16 protein-coding genes are annotated in these 18,601 nt (G+C 39.3%); 6 read left to right on the forward strand and 10 right to left on the reverse strand.

Translation table 11 applies throughout. The annotated features are described in order from the left end of the window. Positions 1 to 43 precede the first annotated feature (43 nt). From fss3 to lepA, 3 genes are all read right to left on the reverse strand, one after another. The gene (fss3, locus tag IGI38_RS06975) at positions 44 to 3,271 is read right to left on the reverse strand and encodes a fibrinogen-binding MSCRAMM adhesin Fss3 (RefSeq protein ID WP_438728220.1); all 3,228 of its coding nucleotides are present in this window, start codon (positions 3,269 to 3,271) and stop codon (positions 44 to 46) included. A gap of 91 nt (positions 3,272 to 3,362) precedes the next feature. Then, complete coding sequence (locus IGI38_RS06980) at positions 3,363 to 4,274, reverse strand: helix-turn-helix domain-containing protein (RefSeq protein WP_438728222.1); 912 nt, start codon at positions 4,272 to 4,274, stop codon at positions 3,363 to 3,365. A 195-nt stretch (positions 4,275 to 4,469) separates the two neighbouring features. After that, positions 4,470 to 6,305: a translation elongation factor 4 gene (lepA, locus tag IGI38_RS06985; RefSeq protein ID WP_438728224.1), complete on the reverse strand. Its 1,836-nt coding sequence runs from the start codon at positions 6,303 to 6,305 to the stop codon at positions 4,470 to 4,472. 321 nt (positions 6,306 to 6,626) lie between these two features. Between lepA and IGI38_RS06990 the strand changes: the two genes are divergently transcribed. The 3 genes from IGI38_RS06990 to IGI38_RS07000 are packed head-to-tail and all read left to right on the forward strand — an operon-like array spanning position 6,627 to position 8,992. Continuing rightward, positions 6,627 to 7,844, forward strand: coding sequence for a GNAT family N-acetyltransferase (locus IGI38_RS06990; protein ID WP_438728226.1), 1,218 nt, complete (start codon positions 6,627 to 6,629; stop codon positions 7,842 to 7,844). Next, the gene (locus tag IGI38_RS06995) at positions 7,831 to 8,340 is read left to right on the forward strand and encodes a nucleoside 2-deoxyribosyltransferase (protein WP_438728228.1); all 510 of its coding nucleotides are present in this window, start codon (positions 7,831 to 7,833) and stop codon (positions 8,338 to 8,340) included. The genes IGI38_RS06990 and IGI38_RS06995 overlap by 14 nt, the downstream gene beginning before the upstream one ends. Further along, complete coding sequence (locus IGI38_RS07000; RefSeq protein ID WP_438728230.1) at positions 8,330 to 8,992, forward strand: hypothetical protein; 663 nt, start codon at positions 8,330 to 8,332, stop codon at positions 8,990 to 8,992. Before IGI38_RS06995 ends, IGI38_RS07000 begins: the two co-directional genes overlap by 11 nt. Before the next feature lie 47 nt (positions 8,993 to 9,039). Here IGI38_RS07000 and IGI38_RS07005 read toward each other — a convergent pair whose 3' ends face one another. After that, positions 9,040 to 9,531: a pyridoxamine 5'-phosphate oxidase family protein gene (locus tag IGI38_RS07005; RefSeq protein ID WP_438728232.1), complete on the reverse strand. Its 492-nt coding sequence runs from the start codon at positions 9,529 to 9,531 to the stop codon at positions 9,040 to 9,042. A 232-nt stretch (positions 9,532 to 9,763) separates the two neighbouring features. On the opposite strand from IGI38_RS07005, the gene IGI38_RS07010 reads away from it, so the two are divergent. After that, the gene (locus IGI38_RS07010) at positions 9,764 to 10,477 is read left to right on the forward strand and encodes an HAD family hydrolase (RefSeq protein WP_438728234.1); all 714 of its coding nucleotides are present in this window, start codon (positions 9,764 to 9,766) and stop codon (positions 10,475 to 10,477) included. Positions 10,478 to 10,516: 39 nt separating this feature from the next. Here IGI38_RS07010 and IGI38_RS07015 read toward each other — a convergent pair whose 3' ends face one another. From IGI38_RS07015 to IGI38_RS07035, 5 genes are all read right to left on the reverse strand, one after another. After that, on the reverse strand, positions 10,517 to 11,278 hold the full coding sequence (locus IGI38_RS07015; RefSeq protein ID WP_438728236.1) for a C39 family peptidase: 762 nt from the start codon (positions 11,276 to 11,278) through the stop codon (positions 10,517 to 10,519). 96 nt (positions 11,279 to 11,374) lie between these two features. Beyond that, on the reverse strand, positions 11,375 to 12,061 hold the full coding sequence (locus IGI38_RS07020) for a hydrolase (RefSeq protein ID WP_438728239.1): 687 nt from the start codon (positions 12,059 to 12,061) through the stop codon (positions 11,375 to 11,377). 39 nt (positions 12,062 to 12,100) lie between these two features. Continuing rightward, the gene (locus IGI38_RS07025; protein ID WP_438728241.1) at positions 12,101 to 12,715 is read right to left on the reverse strand and encodes a glycoside hydrolase family 73 protein; all 615 of its coding nucleotides are present in this window, start codon (positions 12,713 to 12,715) and stop codon (positions 12,101 to 12,103) included. Between the two features lie 9 nt (positions 12,716 to 12,724). Beyond that, entirely contained in the window at positions 12,725 to 13,507 is a 783-nt protein-coding gene (locus IGI38_RS07030; protein WP_438728243.1) for a M15 family metallopeptidase, read from the reverse strand. A gap of 17 nt (positions 13,508 to 13,524) precedes the next feature. Beyond that, positions 13,525 to 14,058, reverse strand: a complete 534-nt coding sequence (locus IGI38_RS07035) for a hypothetical protein (RefSeq protein WP_438728245.1) — start codon at positions 14,056 to 14,058, stop codon at positions 13,525 to 13,527. Positions 14,059 to 14,299: 241 nt separating this feature from the next. On the opposite strand from IGI38_RS07035, the gene IGI38_RS07040 reads away from it, so the two are divergent. Next, complete coding sequence (locus IGI38_RS07040; RefSeq protein WP_438728247.1) at positions 14,300 to 15,259, forward strand: Gfo/Idh/MocA family protein; 960 nt, start codon at positions 14,300 to 14,302, stop codon at positions 15,257 to 15,259. A gap of 99 nt (positions 15,260 to 15,358) precedes the next feature. Beyond that, entirely contained in the window at positions 15,359 to 15,955 is a 597-nt protein-coding gene (locus tag IGI38_RS07045; RefSeq protein ID WP_438728249.1) for an FUSC family protein, read from the forward strand. Between the two features lie 29 nt (positions 15,956 to 15,984). On the opposite strand, the gene IGI38_RS07050 is transcribed toward IGI38_RS07045, so the two are convergent. Next, entirely contained in the window at positions 15,985 to 18,600 is a 2,616-nt protein-coding gene (locus IGI38_RS07050; protein ID WP_438728251.1) for an FtsX-like permease family protein, read from the reverse strand. Position 18,601 lies beyond the last annotated feature (1 nt).

Below are 18,601 nucleotides of genomic sequence, written 5' to 3' on the forward strand. Positions count from 1 at the left end.
GCGCACGTTGGTTTTTCCTATTTAGTTGTTTCATCACATCACCTTAGTTCCGACGATTCCAGAAATAATAGCCCGCCGTCGCAAAGATCAAAGTAAAGCCAATGAACAATAACACATTGGAATTTTTCTCCCCGGTTTGAGGGAATGTCTTCACTGTAGGACTAGATTCTTGAGAGCCACTTGGAACATTTGGTGTTTCCGGTTGTTCTGGTGTACTGGGTGTGGTTGGCACTTCTTTTGGTGTTAAGGTTTGAGATTTTTCTTTTAAATCTTCATTGTGTTTTCCATTGATATTTCCATCTTTATCGTAGTTAATTTCTTTAAAGGTAAAACTTGTACCTTCTGGATATTTACTTGTGTCCACTTTTTCTACAAGCACGGTTTTGGTAAATTCTTTGTCGTTCACTTCGTAATCAATCTTGCCAGATTTCCAAATTTCTTTGTTCGTACCATCTGGAAGTAATGCATACAGAATTGTTTCGAAGGCTTCTTTTGAGCCATCCAGTACATCATGAGTAATGGACACATCATCAAACATATCCACCGCGCCACCATGAGTAAAGGTCTGAGAACCGTCTTCTAGGTGTGCTTTTGTTTGAATGGAAACATGGCGTTCCACTGTACAATTGACAGTTTGGGCTTGGTTATTCAAACTAGCATCCTTCGCTACTGGATCGTCACCTGCTTCAAAGACTTCCTTGTTTTCATACACAAAGTTGAATAAGACGATGGTTTTATCCAAAACTTGTTCAACGGTTAATTTATGCAGAATTTCCCAAGTTCCTGTTTTCTCTTTGTTCGCCAAAGTGGCCGTTGTTTCGGCAATTACCACTGGTTTGGCTTTTTCATCTTTTTCTTGGGCAGCTTTAGTGGCTTCTACATCAATGGCTTGCGCTACCACATACCAGTCTTCTTTGATTTCATGTAGATTGTAACTCAATTTATCAACTAGCTCGGTAGAATCAAGGGTAGTCAATTCTTTGTCTCCGTCTTTCCAGGTCGCAAGGGAAGTTAGACTATCTGCTTCCTCAGGCAAATCATAGAGCATCAAACGGTTCAAAGTAACGGAGAATGCTTTGTTCGTCAGTTTCTCGTAAGGAACGGTCACCGTTTTAATTGGTTGTTTTTGACCTTGTTCGGTAATGGTAAAGACATATTCACTCTTGGTGTAATCCTCTTTATTTTCTTTAAAAGTAGAACGGATTTCTAATGGTGTAATCTTTTGAAAACCTTCTGGAGCTTTTACTTCTTCAAGTAAATAATCCCCATAAGGAAGATTTTCAAACTTGCCGTAGCCATCAAACCCTAGTTGCTCGTTATAAGCTGTGGTTGCTTCATCTTCAGCGCCTGTGATTTCATTGGTTCCTTCCAATGGCGATACTTTAAAAGTCAGATCATTGAAGCCAGTTTCGGCAGTTCCTGCAGCTGATCCGGCGAATTTGAAGAAATCAAAGCCAAAGCGAATCACTTGTTCTTTTGCCGTAACATCTCGAGTAATCACCATATTTTTTTGGCTATCATCCACCTTTTTGATAGATACAGGGTACTTCGTTTCATCCACGGTATATCCTTCAGGTGCTTTGGTTTCTTGCCAATAATACTCGTTGATGGCTAGGTGTTTAACGGCAACTTGATTTTTTTCATCTAAAACCAAAGTCACTGTTTCATCAGAAGCTTTCATTCCCTTCACTAATTCTGGTTTAAAAGCCTCACTCCATTTAACAGCCTGACCATCTTTTGCAGTAAAGAGAGTATATTCAGCCCCTTTAAACTCAGCTTTCCCTTGAGTTTCATTACCGGCATCTTTGTCTTCTTTTATCAAAGTGGTTTCACCAGTGATTTCTTGGTTTTGCCCTTTTACATTACTGGTCACAAGGGCTACGGTTTGATTGGCATACTTCAATTCGACTTTTACGGGTTTGAAGGTATTTACGAAGCCATTAGATGCTTTGGTTTCGGTCACATAATAGGTTCCCAATTCCAACGCATCGGCAATCTCTTTTGGTGTTTCCGCATGACCGTTTTCGTCCGTGGTCATTTCTTGAACGATTTCACCAGTTGGGCTATCTTTGCGAATGGCAAACGTATTACCAGCTAAAGAGTAATTGTCATTCCAAAGATCATTTCCTGTTTCAATCCCGGTTTTATCCAGAATGATTTGACCTTTTTCCCGTGTATTTTTTGAAGTCACAGAAATGGTTTCGCCTGCTTTAATCGTGGCAGTCATCGGGGTAGTATCAATCGTATAAGGCGCTGGCACTGATTTTTCAGTAATAGTTACCTTTGTACCGTGAGTAATCCCATCTAAGGTAGCGATGCCTTCTTTGTCAGTAGTCACGTCTTTTGCGGGTAAAGTTTTTCCAAAGTCTAAATGGAAAACCGTTCCTGGTACAACTTCACCAGATTCTTTATCAACTTTTTTAATCTTTAAAGAACCTTCGGTTTCTACATCAATTTTGATTGTGTAAGTGTTCGGTTTATCAATCGCCCCGGCCATCAAGGTCTGTTGTCCAGCCATCTTATAAGCAACCGGTGTCCCCGTCCCAGCGGATTTCTTAAGCGTCAACACACCACTTTCTTTTGAATTGGCATTCGGTGTGATGACCAATTGATTACCGTTCACACGATAATCAATATTTGCAGTATTTTCCACGACCTCATCGAATTCTGATAAGTTCAGATTATTCGTATCTGTTACAGTAGTCGATTGACCTAACACAGTTTTAGCCGTGTTATTATGGAAGCTTGGTTTCTTCTGATAATCGGCAATGGCTTGATTAATTTTTGCTTCAATGGCTGCGATATTTACGGCACTACCATCCAATCGTTTGATCGAATGAAGGGTATAACCATTAACTTCTTGCCAGATCATCTTCTGTGCCACAATATGAGTATCTACATCTGTACCGGCTTTCTTCCATAAAACGGAAACTAGTTTCGCTTTCTCCGGCATATCAGGCAAAGGATTTTTCTCATATCCGGGAGTGAACTCATTGTAAATTGGAACCCCTGGTTCAATACAAAAAATATCTTGTTTCACACCATTGTACACCGCATAATGTGGAACAGTGACTTCTGACATTGGACGGCCGTCACTGAAAGTTCCTTCTACAGCATACGGATGTGCTAAATCAAGTTCCACGGTTACCGTTTGTGGATGAGTAATTTCATCGGCCAAAACAATCGTAGGACCAATCGCACCACCAATAGTTTGACCTAATAGAGCCAAAGTCGCAAATAATCGCCAATTTTTAAATCTCGGCTTTTTCATATAATTAATCTCCTTTCCCATTTGGGTAATAAAAAAGAGACATCCATCTCTGAATGTCTCAAATGTTTAAAACTATTCTTTTCAAAAATTGTCAGATACCATATATCAAAAACTCCAAAGAGACTTTTCCTATATAGGCATACTGAATAATGCGATCCGTATTTGGGATATCTTTTCCATTCTCGTATCTATCCATCGACCATTTTGTAATCAGCGGTGAAAAAAACTTTCCAAAGTCTTCTCTTTCTAAACGATAATCCCTTCGAATCTTCCTAAATCTTAGTCCCATTCGGAAAGGATCCAACTTTTCAAATTGGTTAATCGTATTTCCCCTTTTCAACATCTTGCTAAAAGTCTCGCCATACAAAATATAAGCGACAGTCACTTTCCCAAGATAGGCAACATTCATTAATCTTTCAATATCAGGAATGTTCGCACCCTTTTCCCATCTATTCACAACATTCTTACCTGCTGGCCGAGTAAAGTTCTTACCAAATTTCTCCAGTGTCTCACCTCGATTTTTCCGAATCTCTTGAATTCGTTCTCCCATCGCTATTTTATCTATGATGGGTAATTTAAACGAACCGTCATCTTGTTTTATATCCATCAAAATTTCTTTACCATCGTTAGAGAGAAACACAGCAATTTTTTGCTGCACATCCTTTGATGGCTTTCGACTACCGCTCAATATACGACTCATCAAGGGTGCATCAATTCCAATCTTTTGCGCTAACTGTTTACTTGTTAAACAATTCTTTTCTTTAAAAGCTGACAATTGATTTACTGTAGTTGTTACTAAGTCAGTTTGATCACTTAAAAGTGTATCTACATTGAAGATTTCACTTAAAACAATATCAATATCCTTTGAGATTTTTCTTGTTCCTTTTTCATACTTCACTAAAGCACTTTGCGAAATCCCCGCTAAGTCAGCTAGCTTCTTTTGAGACATTTTTTTCTCTTTCCTTAAAGACTTAAGAAGTTCTCCACTTATATTTTCAGACATGAAAAAAGCACCTCCCATGAGATGCTTTCATCATACGCTGACGGCTAAAAACCTTCAAGGAAAAATATTCCGTTTTTGACAATTTTTTTGATCCGTGACAACCGTATGACAGTTTAAACTTTTTTAAACGGGTAAATCACGAATTTTGCGCTACTCAGAAAGATTGATTTAATAGGGATTTCCGTTGAAAACAAGCTATTTCGCGTTATCCTGGTCGTCCATTTTCAACACGGCCATGAAGGCTTCTTGAGGTACTTCGACTGAGCCAATTTGTTTCATTCGTTTCTTACCTTCTTTTTGTTTCTCTAACAATTTACGTTTACGAGAAACATCCCCACCATAACATTTCGCTAATACGTTTTTACGGAGAGCTTTAATATCGGTACGTGCAACGATCTTTGTTCCAATCGTTGCTTGGATCGGTACTTCAAATTGCTGACGAGGAATCAGACTTCTTAACTTATCGACGATCGCACGTCCTCGTTCTTGAGCAAATTCCCGGTGGACGATAAAACTCAAGGCATCGACTGTTTCACTATTTAAAAGAATATCCATCTTAACTAAGCGGCTTTCACGATAGTCAGCCATTTCATAGTCAAGTGAGGCATAGCCTTTTGTACTGGATTTCAACTTATCAAAGAAGTCAAAAACAATTTCTGACAATGGGATATTGTAGACCACATTTACCCGATAATCATCTAAATAATCCATCGTGATGAATTCGCCACGTTTACGTTGGGACAATTCCATTACCGCACCAACATATTCGTTTGGTACCATGATATTCGCTTTGACGTATGGCTCTTCGACATTTTGGATTTTTGATGGATCAGGAAAATCAGACGGATTATCTACAACGAGCTGTGTGCCATCTGTCAAGTTTACACGATAGATAACCGACGGTGCCGTGGTAATCAAGTCTAGATTGAACTCCCGTTCCAAACGTTCTTGGACCACATCCATGTGCAGCAAGCCTAAGAATCCGCAACGGAAACCAAATCCTAAAGCTTGAGAAGTCTCTGGCTCGAATTGTAATGCTGCATCATTCAATTGCAGTTTATCTAATGCTTCACGCAAATCATTGTAGCGAGAATTATCAATTGGATACAGTCCGCAGAAGACCATTGGATTCATTTTGCGGTAACCTTCCAATGCTTCTTCAGCCGGATTATTGGCAAGTGTTACTGTGTCCCCGACACGCGTATCTTGAACAGATTTGATGCTGGCAGTAATGTAGCCCACGTCGCCCACCATTAAGTAATCACGTTGAACTGCCTTTGGTGAAAAGACGCCAACTTCTGTTACATCAAACGTTTTCCCGTTACTCATTAATTGAATCTTATCACCTGGACGAACGATACCGTCAGTAACACGAACATTCAATACTACTCCGCGATAACTATCATAAATAGAATCAAAGATCAGAGCTTTCAATGGCGCTTCCAAGTCGCCGCTTGGTGCTGGGACATTCGTTACGATCTGTTCTAAAATCTCACTGATACCAATACCTGTTTTCGCGCTTGCTAGAACAGCATCCTCGGCATCGATTCCGATTACATCCTCTATTTCCTTCCGCACTCGTTCTGGGTCAGCGGCTGGTAAATCGATTTTGTTAATGACTGGCAAGATTTCTAAATCATTATCCAAAGCTAAATAAACATTTGCTAATGTTTGAGCTTCGATCCCTTGGGCGGCATCAACTACTAGAACCGCGCCTTCACAAGCAGCTAAACTACGTGAAACTTCATAAGTAAAATCGACGTGCCCTGGTGTATCAATCAAATGGAAGATATATGTTTGACCATCATTCGCTGTATAATGTAATTCTACTGCGTTCAGCTTAATCGTAATTCCACGTTCGCGCTCAAGATCCATTGAGTCTAACAGCTGCTCTTGCATTTCACGGGAACTTACTGTATTCGTTTGTTCTAAGATCCGGTCAGCCAGCGTCGACTTGCCGTGATCAATATGCGCAATGATCGAAAAATTTCGAATCATTTCTTGGCGTTTCTTCATTTCTTCTATATTCATCAAAGTTCCTCATTTCTTTTAATCAGCACTGTCAATTATACCAACGTTTCTAATAGAAAAAAAGTCTTTTCCCCTATTTATCAAAGTCGGTAAGAGAAAAATAATCCTGCTTTTGCTATACTTAAGATGTAAACTAAATTTTGATCTCATTTTGCCACGTTCCCTGCTCAACAAATTCACTTAATGGTAAATTGTAAAGAGATTCAACTTTTCAAAAGAATGACTGCTTTAGCGGTTTTAGTAGAATGATATACGTAATGACAATCTGATTTATTTTTCTCGGAAAAATAATTTCATTAATAGGAATTAGGAGATGACACAATGGACAGTGACTTTAAGAAACAACTAGTCTTGAAGCCAGTTGGTGAAGAACACTTGGCTCAGTATGATGAATTACTCAGCTACGTTTTTCAAGTAACAGAAAGCGATATTGAAAATAGCGGGTATGAGAATAAACGGGAGATGGTCAGGGCGAAGAAGCCTGTTTTGGAGCAATCCAAAGTGTTTGGCTGGTTTCATGATGACAAATTGATTTCCCAGATCGCAATTTATCCTTGTGAAGTAAACATCCACGGCAAACTTTTTCAAATGGGCGGTGTAACTGGCGTCGGGACATATCCAGAATATGCGAACCACGGATTGATGAAAGATCTGATAGAGAAAGCATTGATTCAGATGCGTGAAGATCATCAATGGATCTCATATTTGTATCCTTACAATATTCCCTACTATCGTCGTAAGGGCTGGGAGATCATGTCTGATAAGCTCAGCTTCAAAATCAAGGACACACAATTACCGAAACAAGTTGATCTGCCAGGTATCGTCGAACGTAAAGAAGTTGATGATCCTGATGTTTACCAAGTATACCAAGAATTCGCAATGAACAATCATGGAGCAATGATTCGCAAAGAATTGAACTGGGAAGAATACTGGCGCTTTGAAAATGAGGAAGAACGGATTGCAGCGATTTATTATGATGCCAATAAGAAACCAACTGGTGTTCTTTTTTATTGGATTTCTGACGAGGTTTTCCATATTAAAGAAATGTTCTATTTGAACCAAGAAGGCCGAAATGGTCTGTGGAATTTCATTAGTGCCCATTTCTCAATGGTCTATTGGGTCAAAGGAGACATTTTCAAAAACGAACCCTTGTCCTTCCTGCTTGATGACAGTGAGATTTCAGAAACGATTTCTCCATTTTTTATGGCACGAATCGTTGATGTAAAGGAATTCTTGCTGGAGTATCCGTTTGAAAAACCTGTTGATCCCTTTTACTTCGTTGTAGAAGATCCCATCGCAGAATGGAACAATGGCATCTTTGCCCTAAGCTGGGACGCAACGGGACAATTAAGCATTTCTGATCAGCCTAAAGGCAAACGAATTCAACTAACTATCCAGACGTTGACGTGCATGCTGATGAATTATCGCCGCGCTGCTTATCTTGCTCGTATTGAGCGTTTGGAAGCAGACAAGAAAGCAATTGAATTATTAGAAACAACAATACCAGATATGGAGGCTTATTTTAGTGACTACTTCTAAACATATTTATTTTGCCGCACCTTTATTCGCAAAAAGCGACCTGCTATACAATCAATACTTGGTTGAAAAAATACGAACCATCAGCACTGACCTGACTATTTATTTACCGCAGGAAAACGATGGCATCAATGATAAATCGGCTTATGCTGACAGTAAAATGATTGCTTTGGCTGACACTGAGGAAGTCTTAAGAAGCGATCTGATGGTTGCTTTGTTAGACGGGCTGACCATCGATGCGGGTGTTGCATCAGAAATCGGTGTCGCTTACGCAAAAGGTATTCCTGTAATTGCTCTTTATACAGATTCACGTCAACAAGGGGCTGATAACCAGAAAAAAATTGATGCACTGCAAACACCCGCAGAAAATCAATTTCATTACTTAAATCTTTATACCGTGGGCCTTATTAAATTGAACGGTACGATCGTCAATACCGAGGAAGCTCTATTAGAACAGATCAAATCTTTTTTAGAAGGTAGTGATTTCCATGACTTATAAAAAATATCGGCTGGCTTTATTGATTTTTGGTGGGCTTTGTCTTGTCTATAATATTTTTGAATTTGTGACTGGCAAATACTCGACCAAGCAAGGTGTAATTTTTGTTATCGAATGTTTAGCCGGCATCGCGCTGATTTTCTTACCAGAAATCATCGAAAAGCTGTTCAAAATCGTTTTACCTGAAAAAATTATCTATTTCTATTGGTTTTTCCTAGTTATCTCTGTCTTCCTGGGAACCTCCTTGCATATGATTTCAATTATTTCTTTTTGGGATAAAATTTTACACACAGTTAGCCCAATGGTCTTGACCGCGTTAGGCTATGGCTTGATCGGCTACTTTATGAAAGAGGCCGATATCAGTAAAACCTCGCCGTGGTTATTCCTACTTTTCGGCTTTGCCTTTGCCGGTCTCTGCGGTGTCTTTTGGGAATTTTGGGAATTTCTTTGTGATACCGTTGCTGATATGAACCTTCAGCGGTATGCGACATCTGCAGGCAAATTATTAGTTGGGCGGGCTGCTCTGATGGATACCATGGGGGATCTTTTAACGAATACAATTGGAGCGGTCTTGATGGGCATCTATGCGAAAGTTCAAAGTCGCGGAAATGCTGCCTATTTTGAAGAATATCGCTTAACCAAAAAAAGAGCCTAAAAAAGAGGTTTCAAAACCGAAATAAACATCGGTTTTGAAACCTTTTTTTATTTATCGTCTGGATGAACATTCTCTTTCATCGTATACGAGTCTAGAGTAATCTTGATGACACCTGTTCTTTTTAGCATTCCCTCCGGTATTTCATCAAAAGACGCGCCCTTTGCCGCATGATCCATTAAGATATGCAACGCCCGTCTTCGTTCTTCCAAATCTTCTACCAGTTCCGCTTCTCCAAAACCAATGAGACTTTGATACGCATAGGAATAGCTCGAAGCGTTCATCGTTCCCTGAACCAATTTGTGATTGCCATCCATTTCTATAGCAACCTTGGGATCTTTTTCGATCATCGATACTTTTTTCCCCTCATTTGCCCCATGAACAAAAAGTGTCAATTTTTCCTCGTTCCACTCATAACCATAATTCACCGGTACAACATAAGGATAGTCCTCCCCATTCATAGCAATCCGTACTACCTGTGCTTCTTCCACCAAATTCTTGATTGAAGCTAAATCAGTCACTTGTCTTTTTTTTCTGCGCATTACATTCCCTCCACCTGTTCCATTTTATACTCTAATCATAATAGATTAGAAATTAAAAAGAAATCTTTTTTTTAGTCAAAAAAACTGAAAACTGTTAGACTGCGGTTTGTCTTTTTTAGTAGTAAAAACCTTTTCTAATCAACGATTATCCCCTTTTTTTGTGTGATTTTTTGTACTAAAATAGCTTTTGTAATTAACTGAAAATTTGCTGAAAAAGAAAGGCGTGTCAATTTTGATTGAAACTGTCGTATTTGATATCGATGATACAATTTACGATCAACAAGAACCATTTCGCAAGGCTGTTCAAAAATTATTTCCTTTGGTTAGCGAGGCAGATATGCTCCCTCTATACACTCGTTTCCGAGTTCATAGTGATGCAAACTTTAACAAAGTCATCACTCAAGAATGGACATTGGAATACATGCGGTCTCATCGCATCAGTCAATCCCTGAAGGATTTAGATTATCCTCATATTACTGACGACGAAGCGCTAACTTTCCAGGATGTTTACGAAGCGGAGTTGGATGCTATTGAGATGCATCGAGAAGTTGAAAAAACGTTAGAATTTCTGAAGACCAGAAATGTGCCTATCAGTATCATTACCAACGGACCAACCGATCACCAGTATAAAAAGATTTTGCAGTTAGGATTATTAAACTGGGTCGACGAAGACAACATCATTATTTCCCAAGCAACCGGCTACGAAAAACCTGATGTAGAAATTTTTGATTTAGGTAAAAAGCAATTTGATTTAAATCCTGAGTGTTCTTTGTATGTCGGCGACAACTTTAATAACGACGTTATCGGGTCAAAACGAGCTGGCTGGCAATCTCTTTGGCTGAACCATCGCAATCGTCAGTTACCAAAAGGAACCTCGCAAATTCACGATATTGAACTAACCTCATTCGATCAATTATTACCAACTTTCCAACACATTTTTGCATAAAACAAAGACACGGAAGATTTTCCGTGTCTTTGTACTCTTTTAAGCTAAATAGAGCGATTGACTGCCCATTTTTTGATAGATCTCTTCAAATTCACTACGGTCAACAATCCGATTTTTATAGCCGTAGGGATCGTTCACGTATACATTTTCGTCATCTACTCCCGTAACAACGACTGCATGACACAGCGGCGATACCGTCACTTCTCCGCTAGTTGTTTCCCAAAGCATGAAATCATTGGCTGTTGGATTTTCAAAATCAACTGTTGTCACTACCCATACAGGTGTCCCAGCTTGAACTAAGCTCGTTAGTGCGGTAAATGACGTATCGCTGCTAGCGACTACTTCTTGATCGTCCTGAACGACTTCTTCTGCCACTTCGGCAATCGGCTCAACCGACACGCCCATTGCGTCATAACCTTCATAGATATTTCCGACAAAACCATCATGAGGATTTCCTCGGATTCCTTCTGCCTCATTTTCGTATACAGGCACATACTCCAACAGATCAGCCAACTCATTCTTAGTTGTTTCATAACCATAATAATTTAACAGCATAGATAAAGCCGTGATTTCACAACCATTCTCAAGAGGAATCGATCCGGTATTTTGATTCTCAATAGGAACATCAATTAGGTCGGTGTCCGTGTTTCCTTTATCCGCAAGTAAAATCGGTGACTGTACGGTCTTTACTTCACTGCTATCTACTTGTGCCAGTTTATCCTGATAAAAAAAGAATAAGCAGCCAGCAGAGAGTACAAGAACAAAACTCGTCCATTTTATTAATCGCTTGATTTTCCTCACCCCATTTTGAATTTCTTCTTAAGGTAAGTTTCTCAAAGTTAGCTTAAATGAACCTAAAAAAGCTGTCGAAAACCAACTATGGTTTTCGACAGCTTTTTACTGATGCCCTTCATCATATTCCATTTTGCGGTATTTCTCCATCTTCTTACTAAACAACACGCCATTTGAAGGCGGTGTATAGGTAATGGCATTCGCTCCCGCTTCAATCGTTGCCTCGATCGTTTCTTCATCTGGACCGCCTGTTGCGATAATAGGCAGATCGGGATACGTTTTTCTGAAGTATTTTACTGCCTCTACCGTATCTTTTCCGGCGCTAATGTTGATAATATCAACTCCAGCAGCTAGTTTTTCCTCGATTTTTGAATATTTCGATGTAACTGTCGCAATTAATGGGATATCAACGACATCTTCAATTGCTTGAATCGTTTCTACTGGTGTCGGGCCATTGACCACGACCCCTAAGCTTCCTTGAGATTCAGCGAACATGCCCATATAGGCGGAACGTGCTCCATGGGTCAATCCTCCGGCAACTCCAGAAAATACGGGAATATCTGCTGCCTCTATAATACTTTTAGTAATTGCTGGGTGTGGCGTAAACGGATATACAGCGATTACTGCATCCGCATCAGTATTTCGTATGATTGCGATATCAGTTGTAAAGATTATCGAACGAATTCTTTTCCCGAAAATAACAATTCCTGAAGCCTTTCGAATCTCTTTCGGTACACGAACGATATCTTGCCGCAATTCGGTCATAATTTCAGGTACATAGTCTTCTGCCATTCAAAATCATCTCCCTATCAACTTCCTAAGTTGATTTTACTATGAATGATCGTACTGCTCCAAATTATATGTTTCGATCACACTGATGATTTTATTCGCATAGTCCGGATCAGTTGCATAGCCGGCTGTCTGCAGAGCTTGAGCTGCTTGCCGATAATCAGCCGCAGTCAAAACACCAGCATAAAGCTGAGAATTCCAATTCGTTCCATTAACGAACAGCATCGTATGATCATCAAGTGATTCTTCCCAAGAATTATAGACTTTGAAATCGCCTTGAATCGTGACCCATTGTTCGTTCACGTATTCTTTTGTTTCTAAACTGACTTTGGCTTGATTTCCCGAAGCCTTGATCCCGAAAAGATTTTTATATTGACTAGCAAGCTCTGATTGACCCCAATTCGACTCTAAAATGGCTTGTCCTAGAATAATACTAGGCAAGACACCATACCCCTGCTGCAATTCTTTTGCGTGCGGTGCTAATTGATCAATGAAGCCTTGATGAGAAACGGTTTCTTCTTTTGTCTCATTTTCAACACCAAAATCAGATAATGTATGTAAAGAAAAAACGAAAGCTAACCCAATCACTAAGATCCCCGCAAAAATAAGCGGGATCGAAGTTTTGGACTTTCGTTTCTGGTAAGTTTTTTTAGCCATAGTGACTCCTTACTTAGCTGACAATTGTTTCAAAAATTCTTCTAATGTCAGATCGTTTTTGGTAATATATTCAGCATTTTCCTTACCGACATAACGAATATGCCATGGTTCGTAAGTAATACCTGTAATATCTTGCCGATCCTTTGGATAACGGATGATGAAACCATACTTCGGCGCATTCTCAGCAATCCATTTTGCTCCATCGTGATCGCCATAAGAGGCATCCAATACTTGAGTCGAATACGAGTTATACCATTCCTGATCGACAATATCGATCGCGAGTCCCGTATGATGTTCACTATAACCAGGCTCCGTCATGGTTTCTTTCGTTTTTGTGATTGCATCTGCTTCTGACATTCCATTTCCATTGATAAGGCCACTCACATTTGTATCAAATACTTCTTTCTGCGATTCAACTGAACGAAACGCTGAAATAATTACTAAAGGAAACCCAGCTTTCGTTGCTGCTTCAGAAAATGCCTCGTAGTCTGCAGCTATTCGACTGTCGACTTGATGACTGTCATCTGACAGTGTAGTTAACTGACTTTCAGCGACTTCATTTTCAATTTTATTTTTAGGGCCGACTAGTACAAGGTTCCAGTCTTTCACATTAGAATCCGGCAACGCTTTTTGTACAGTATTTTTCTTCTTCGTAGTCGTCTTCTTTTCAAATGAGTAAGTCGTTGCCGTAGCCTTTTTCGCATCCGACTCTGCGGGTGTGCTATAAAAAAGCGAATAGGCGGTCATTCCAAACATGGTAATGACTGAAAGCAGTCCCACTGTTTTTTTCAATTTAAAAAATCCTCTCGTTAATCGTCTAATGACGTATATGTTTCCGTCAGGTTCTCATTTACCCAATCAAGCAATGCTGTTTTTTTGTGCGCACTAGCAATTTGATTTTGGATATGAGCTGGCAAACGAAAACTTAGTATATCACTATAACCCCAATTGTCATAATCGATGGTTACTCTTAAGTCGATAAAATCATGGTTTTCTTCTTCATTCTTATTCTTAAATGGGATCATCTCAACTTGAGCTAAACCGCTGGCGATCCATTTTTGCGCAACAATTGTTTTCATTTCACGATACTCAGCCACTGCTGTTGGGCGTTTCTCGGGAAATAGAAATGTTTGGCGAATGACTTTTTGACTCAACATCCACTCATAATCACTGAAAAGATTTTTGATTTTTTGATTTACCTCAGGAGACAAATTATTTTGTCCGGCTTTCCAGTGTTGCCATTGAACATCAGTGATGCCTAAATATTCTTGATAAAAATCCTGTTCTGTATGAAATTGTTCAAAAATTGCACTCATTACTAAATCTAAATAAATTTGATTCACGAAAAATCCCTCCTCTCCTATTCTACTGAATTTTTAGAAAAAATACAGCGCTTTGGCAAATGGATTGAAATATTTTAATATTTACTGCTATACTTTGAAGAAAGCTTCCCTCTTATTTCTGATTTTGAAAATATTTTACAAAAAGAAAACTCGAATGTTTACTAAAAACAATGCTCTGCTTTGTGAGAAGCAGTTTTTGTATCGAGAAGAGAGGAAACTACTATCAACTAGGAGGATCACTATGACTGACTTACAATGGGGCATCGTTGGACTCGGCGGTATTGCCCACAGTTTTGCTGGAAACTTTGACCAAACAACAAGTAAACTTACGGCTTGTGCCTCGCGGACGTTAGAAAAAGCGGAAGAATTTGCTAAGCAATACGATCTGCCAAAAGCCTACGGAAGCTATGAAGAACTATTGGCTGATGATGATATTTCTATTATATATATTGCTGTTCCAAATCGCCAGCATCATCAACACATCATACAAGCCTTAAAAGCTGGGAAACACGTCTTATGTGAAAAAGCGATTACCATGAGCTTAGCTGAATTGCAAGAAGCGATCGAACTTGCCGAACAACAGCAATTAATCTTAGCTGAAGCTATGACGATCTTTAATATGCCTCTATATCAGGAACTGCATACATTAATCGATAGTGGTCGATTGGGAAAATTGAAGATGGTCCAAGCACCCTTTGGCAGCTACAAAGATCCTGATCCGACTAATCGTTTCTTCAACCCTGAGTTAGCAGGCGGTGCCTTATTAGACATCGGAACCTATGCTGTTTCCTTTGCCCGCTGGTTCCTGTCAGAACAACCAGAAGTTATTGCTTCAACGATGGTTCCTTTCTCAACAGGAGTTGATGAGCAATCTGTGACGATTTTACAAAACAAAAAGAACGAACTAGCAACAGTCAGTCTGACTTTCCAAGCTAAAATGCCGAAAAAAGGGATCGTTGCTTTTGAACATGGCTATTTGACCGTCGATGACTATCCTCGCGCAGATAAAGCCGAATTATTTTTCAATGATGGGACAAAAGAATTGATCGAATCTGGCTTCACTGGGAATGCGATGAATTATGAAATCGAAAATATGGTGAAAATGATTACCGGAGAACTTTCAAATAGATCACTCTTCTTTACGAAAGATGTCATCGATATTTTAGATCAGATGCAGCAGCAATGGCAAAAAAATAAATAGATAGCTCTGACAAAAAACATTGCCTAGGCGATGTTTTTTGTTTTTTTGTCAAACATCCGCTAAACTATTATATATAAAGATAAGAAAGTAGGAGGAAAATTGCAAATTGGTCGTTTTCGTTTAGGTATGCGAACAATGAAAACCGCATTAGCTGTGATGTTGTGTATTCTATTATTCCATGTGACTGATCGTGGTTCCCCTTTGATCGCCGCACTAGCGGCTGTCTTTTCATTACGACAAGATCTGACAACAAGTATTTCCTTTGGTCGCTCACGGGTATTAGGGAATTCTCTGGGTGGATTGCTGGCGCTCGTTTTTTACTATATCCAAGCTTTTTTCAAAAATGATTTTTTTGTCGAACTAATCGTACTGCCTTTATTCGTAGTCTTGGTCATCGTCGTCTCAGATGGTCTCAATAATAATTCAGGAATCATTTCCGCCATCGCAACAATGCTGTTGATTGCTCTGAGTATTCCTCAAGGTGAATCCTTTCTCTACGCGTTGAATCGCGTGTTAGATACTTTTATAGGAACGATTATTGGAATTTCTTTAAATGGCGTTATTTCCCCTCAAACAGATGAAAAGGAAAAACAAATTAAAGAGGATCTGGTTGAACTCCGTAAGAAAGAAGCCGATTTAAACAAAATGCTTTATGATGTCCGCAAACAAATAAAGGAGCAGTCTCAACATAAATGAGATTGCTCCTTTGTTTTTGTTCTTAAAAATCATTCATTCGCTTTCAATGCTTCGATCATATCGATTTTCTTCAAGCGGAAATACATGATCACTCCGACGACCAACGTAAAGAACAAAGTGATTAAACTAGCATAAATATAGCTCAATGGTTGAATATCTGGTGAAAACATCGTCATATCCAATTCAACTGTTTGTAAAATATACCCATGTTCGATTTTTCCAAGGAACAGTCCAAAGAAAATACCCATGACAGTCAATAATATATTCTCCCGATATACATAACGAACCACTTCACCATCATAGAAACCTAGTACTTTGATCGTAGACAGTTCTCGTATCCGTTCCGAGATATTGATATTAGTCAAATTATACAATACGATAAAGGCCAGTAAACCGGCCGAAACGATCAATACCCACATAATGATATTCAGACTCTTAACCGTGTCTCGCAACGTATCTCGCGACTTCGACATAAAACTCACATTGGCAATTTCAGGATTATCCATTAGTTTTTTTGCCATTTGATCTTCAGCGTGCCGAATTGGTTCTTTACTAAATAATAAAAGATCCGTATTGTATTCTGGCTGTTTAGCAAAGATTTTTTCATAATAGTTCGGTGTCATGTAAATGAAATGCCCCACATAGTTCTCAGCAATAGCAGCTACTTTGACCGTGTATGCTCTACCAGCAATTGACTTGATTTTTAGTTCGCTGCCTTTTTTTAAATCAAATAATTTGGCTAGCTTTTCGTTGATTACGACACCATCATCTTTCAACGAATAATACTTGTTCGACTTGCGATCTCTAAAGGACAAAAAATCATTAAGCTGCTTGTCTTCTTTAGGAACCGACAAGCTGATTTCCTGTTTAGAAACATTCGTTTTTTGTGCAACAAAGGTTTCTAAGGAAACTGATAGATGATCCTGATAGTTTGAAAAAATTTGCAGCTGCTGCACGTATTTTTGTTCTTGTTCAGCAGTTGGCGTTTCCTTGAATACAATTGTTCCTTGATAATGCCAAAGTTTATCGAATTGCAATGTGACGATATCACCAATCGAATCCCGCAAACCAAAACCTGTAATGATCATCGACATACAGCCAGCGATTCCGATTACGGTCATTAACATTCGCTGCTTGTAGCGGAATAAATTACGTAACGTTACCTTTTGACTAAACGAAAGCCGGCGCCAAATAATGTTCACGCGCTCCAAAAAGATTCGCTTGCCCTTTTTAGGTGCTTTAGGCTGCATCAAAGTTGCAGGCGCCGCCTTCAAATCATAACGTAAAACGAACCAAGCAGAACCAACCGAACAGGCCAACGCTACTCCTAAGGCGATCAGCCCATAACTCAAATACCACGGCGTCACGACATTATCTAAATTGTATAGCTGTCCATAAGCATTAAAAATAATTTTTGGTAATAGATAGAAACCAACTGCAAGCCCTAGAACAGTTCCTGATCCACCTGCTAAAGCGGCATAGAGTAAGTATTTTTCTGCAATTTCTCCATTACGGTAGCCTAATGCCTTAAACGTTCCCAGCTCATTTCGCTTTTCCTCTACCATTCTCGTCATAGTAGTCAATGTTACCAAGGCGGCGATCAGAAAGAATATCCAGGGAAAGACCGAGGCCAACGAGGAAATTCGCTGAGCATTATCTTCATACTCGCTGTAGCCCGGATTTTCAGAACGATCAAAAAAATGATACTCGGGAGCTGGTAAAGAATCAATCTGCTCCTGTTGTTTATCCAAACTTTCCACTTGCTTTGGCAGCTCAGGATTTATCAATGCTAATGCCGATAGTTGTTCTGAATTAAGCTCGTTCAAATCGATTTGTGTTTGCTGTTGAAATTCTGCTTTTTTCTGATCGAGAAGTTTTTGATGTTCTGCTTTTTTTCCCGCTAAACTAACCGAAGCAGAGTGTTCTAAATGATTATTCAGTTTCTTTTGTTCCTGCTTTACGCGTTTTTCATACTTTCGCGAATAAGCATCACTCTTCTTTAAATCCTGATACCTTACTAAAGCTTCCGAATATACCGGCTGAGTAAAGTTATCTGGCAAAACAAAGGCGAAGCAATCAATCGACCCTTTCCCTACCATGGTGTTTCCACGAGAGATATTTTCAATAAATTCAGGACTTTTAACAAAACCGACAATTTTAAAACTTTGACGTTTGAATGCTTTTTTAGAATCGTCCATCGAGAAATCAAAATTTTGGTTTAGTTTGTAGCCTTTTTTTCTGGCAAAATCATCCAAGACAATTTCGTTTGTCTTTTTCGGTAATCGTCCTGCTGTAATCAGCACACGATTCATTACTTGGCTCGAATCGTAGCTAAAAATACGAAAAACCTGATTTTCCTGACTCAGATTGATATCTTGGAAATAACGTCCTTCTGCTTTTACGCCATCCGTTTCCTCGATCGTCTCGATATCCTTGTCCGTCAATCCCAATGTGGAGACAATGCGCGTGTCAGCCAAATGTTGTGTTTGATAATAATTTACAGCGGTCTTCAGCATATCGGGTCCAGTAGCACGTAGTCCAACATAAAAAGCGACACCTAAAAAAATGATACTTAGAATTGAAAAGAATCGTGTTTTAGATTGCCTAATCTCACGCCAATTAGTTCGCCGCATCGCTTTTTTCATT

Source organism: Enterococcus sp. AZ128, from assembly GCF_051714485.1.
Classification (GTDB): Bacteria; Bacillota; Bacilli; order Lactobacillales; family Enterococcaceae; genus Enterococcus_A.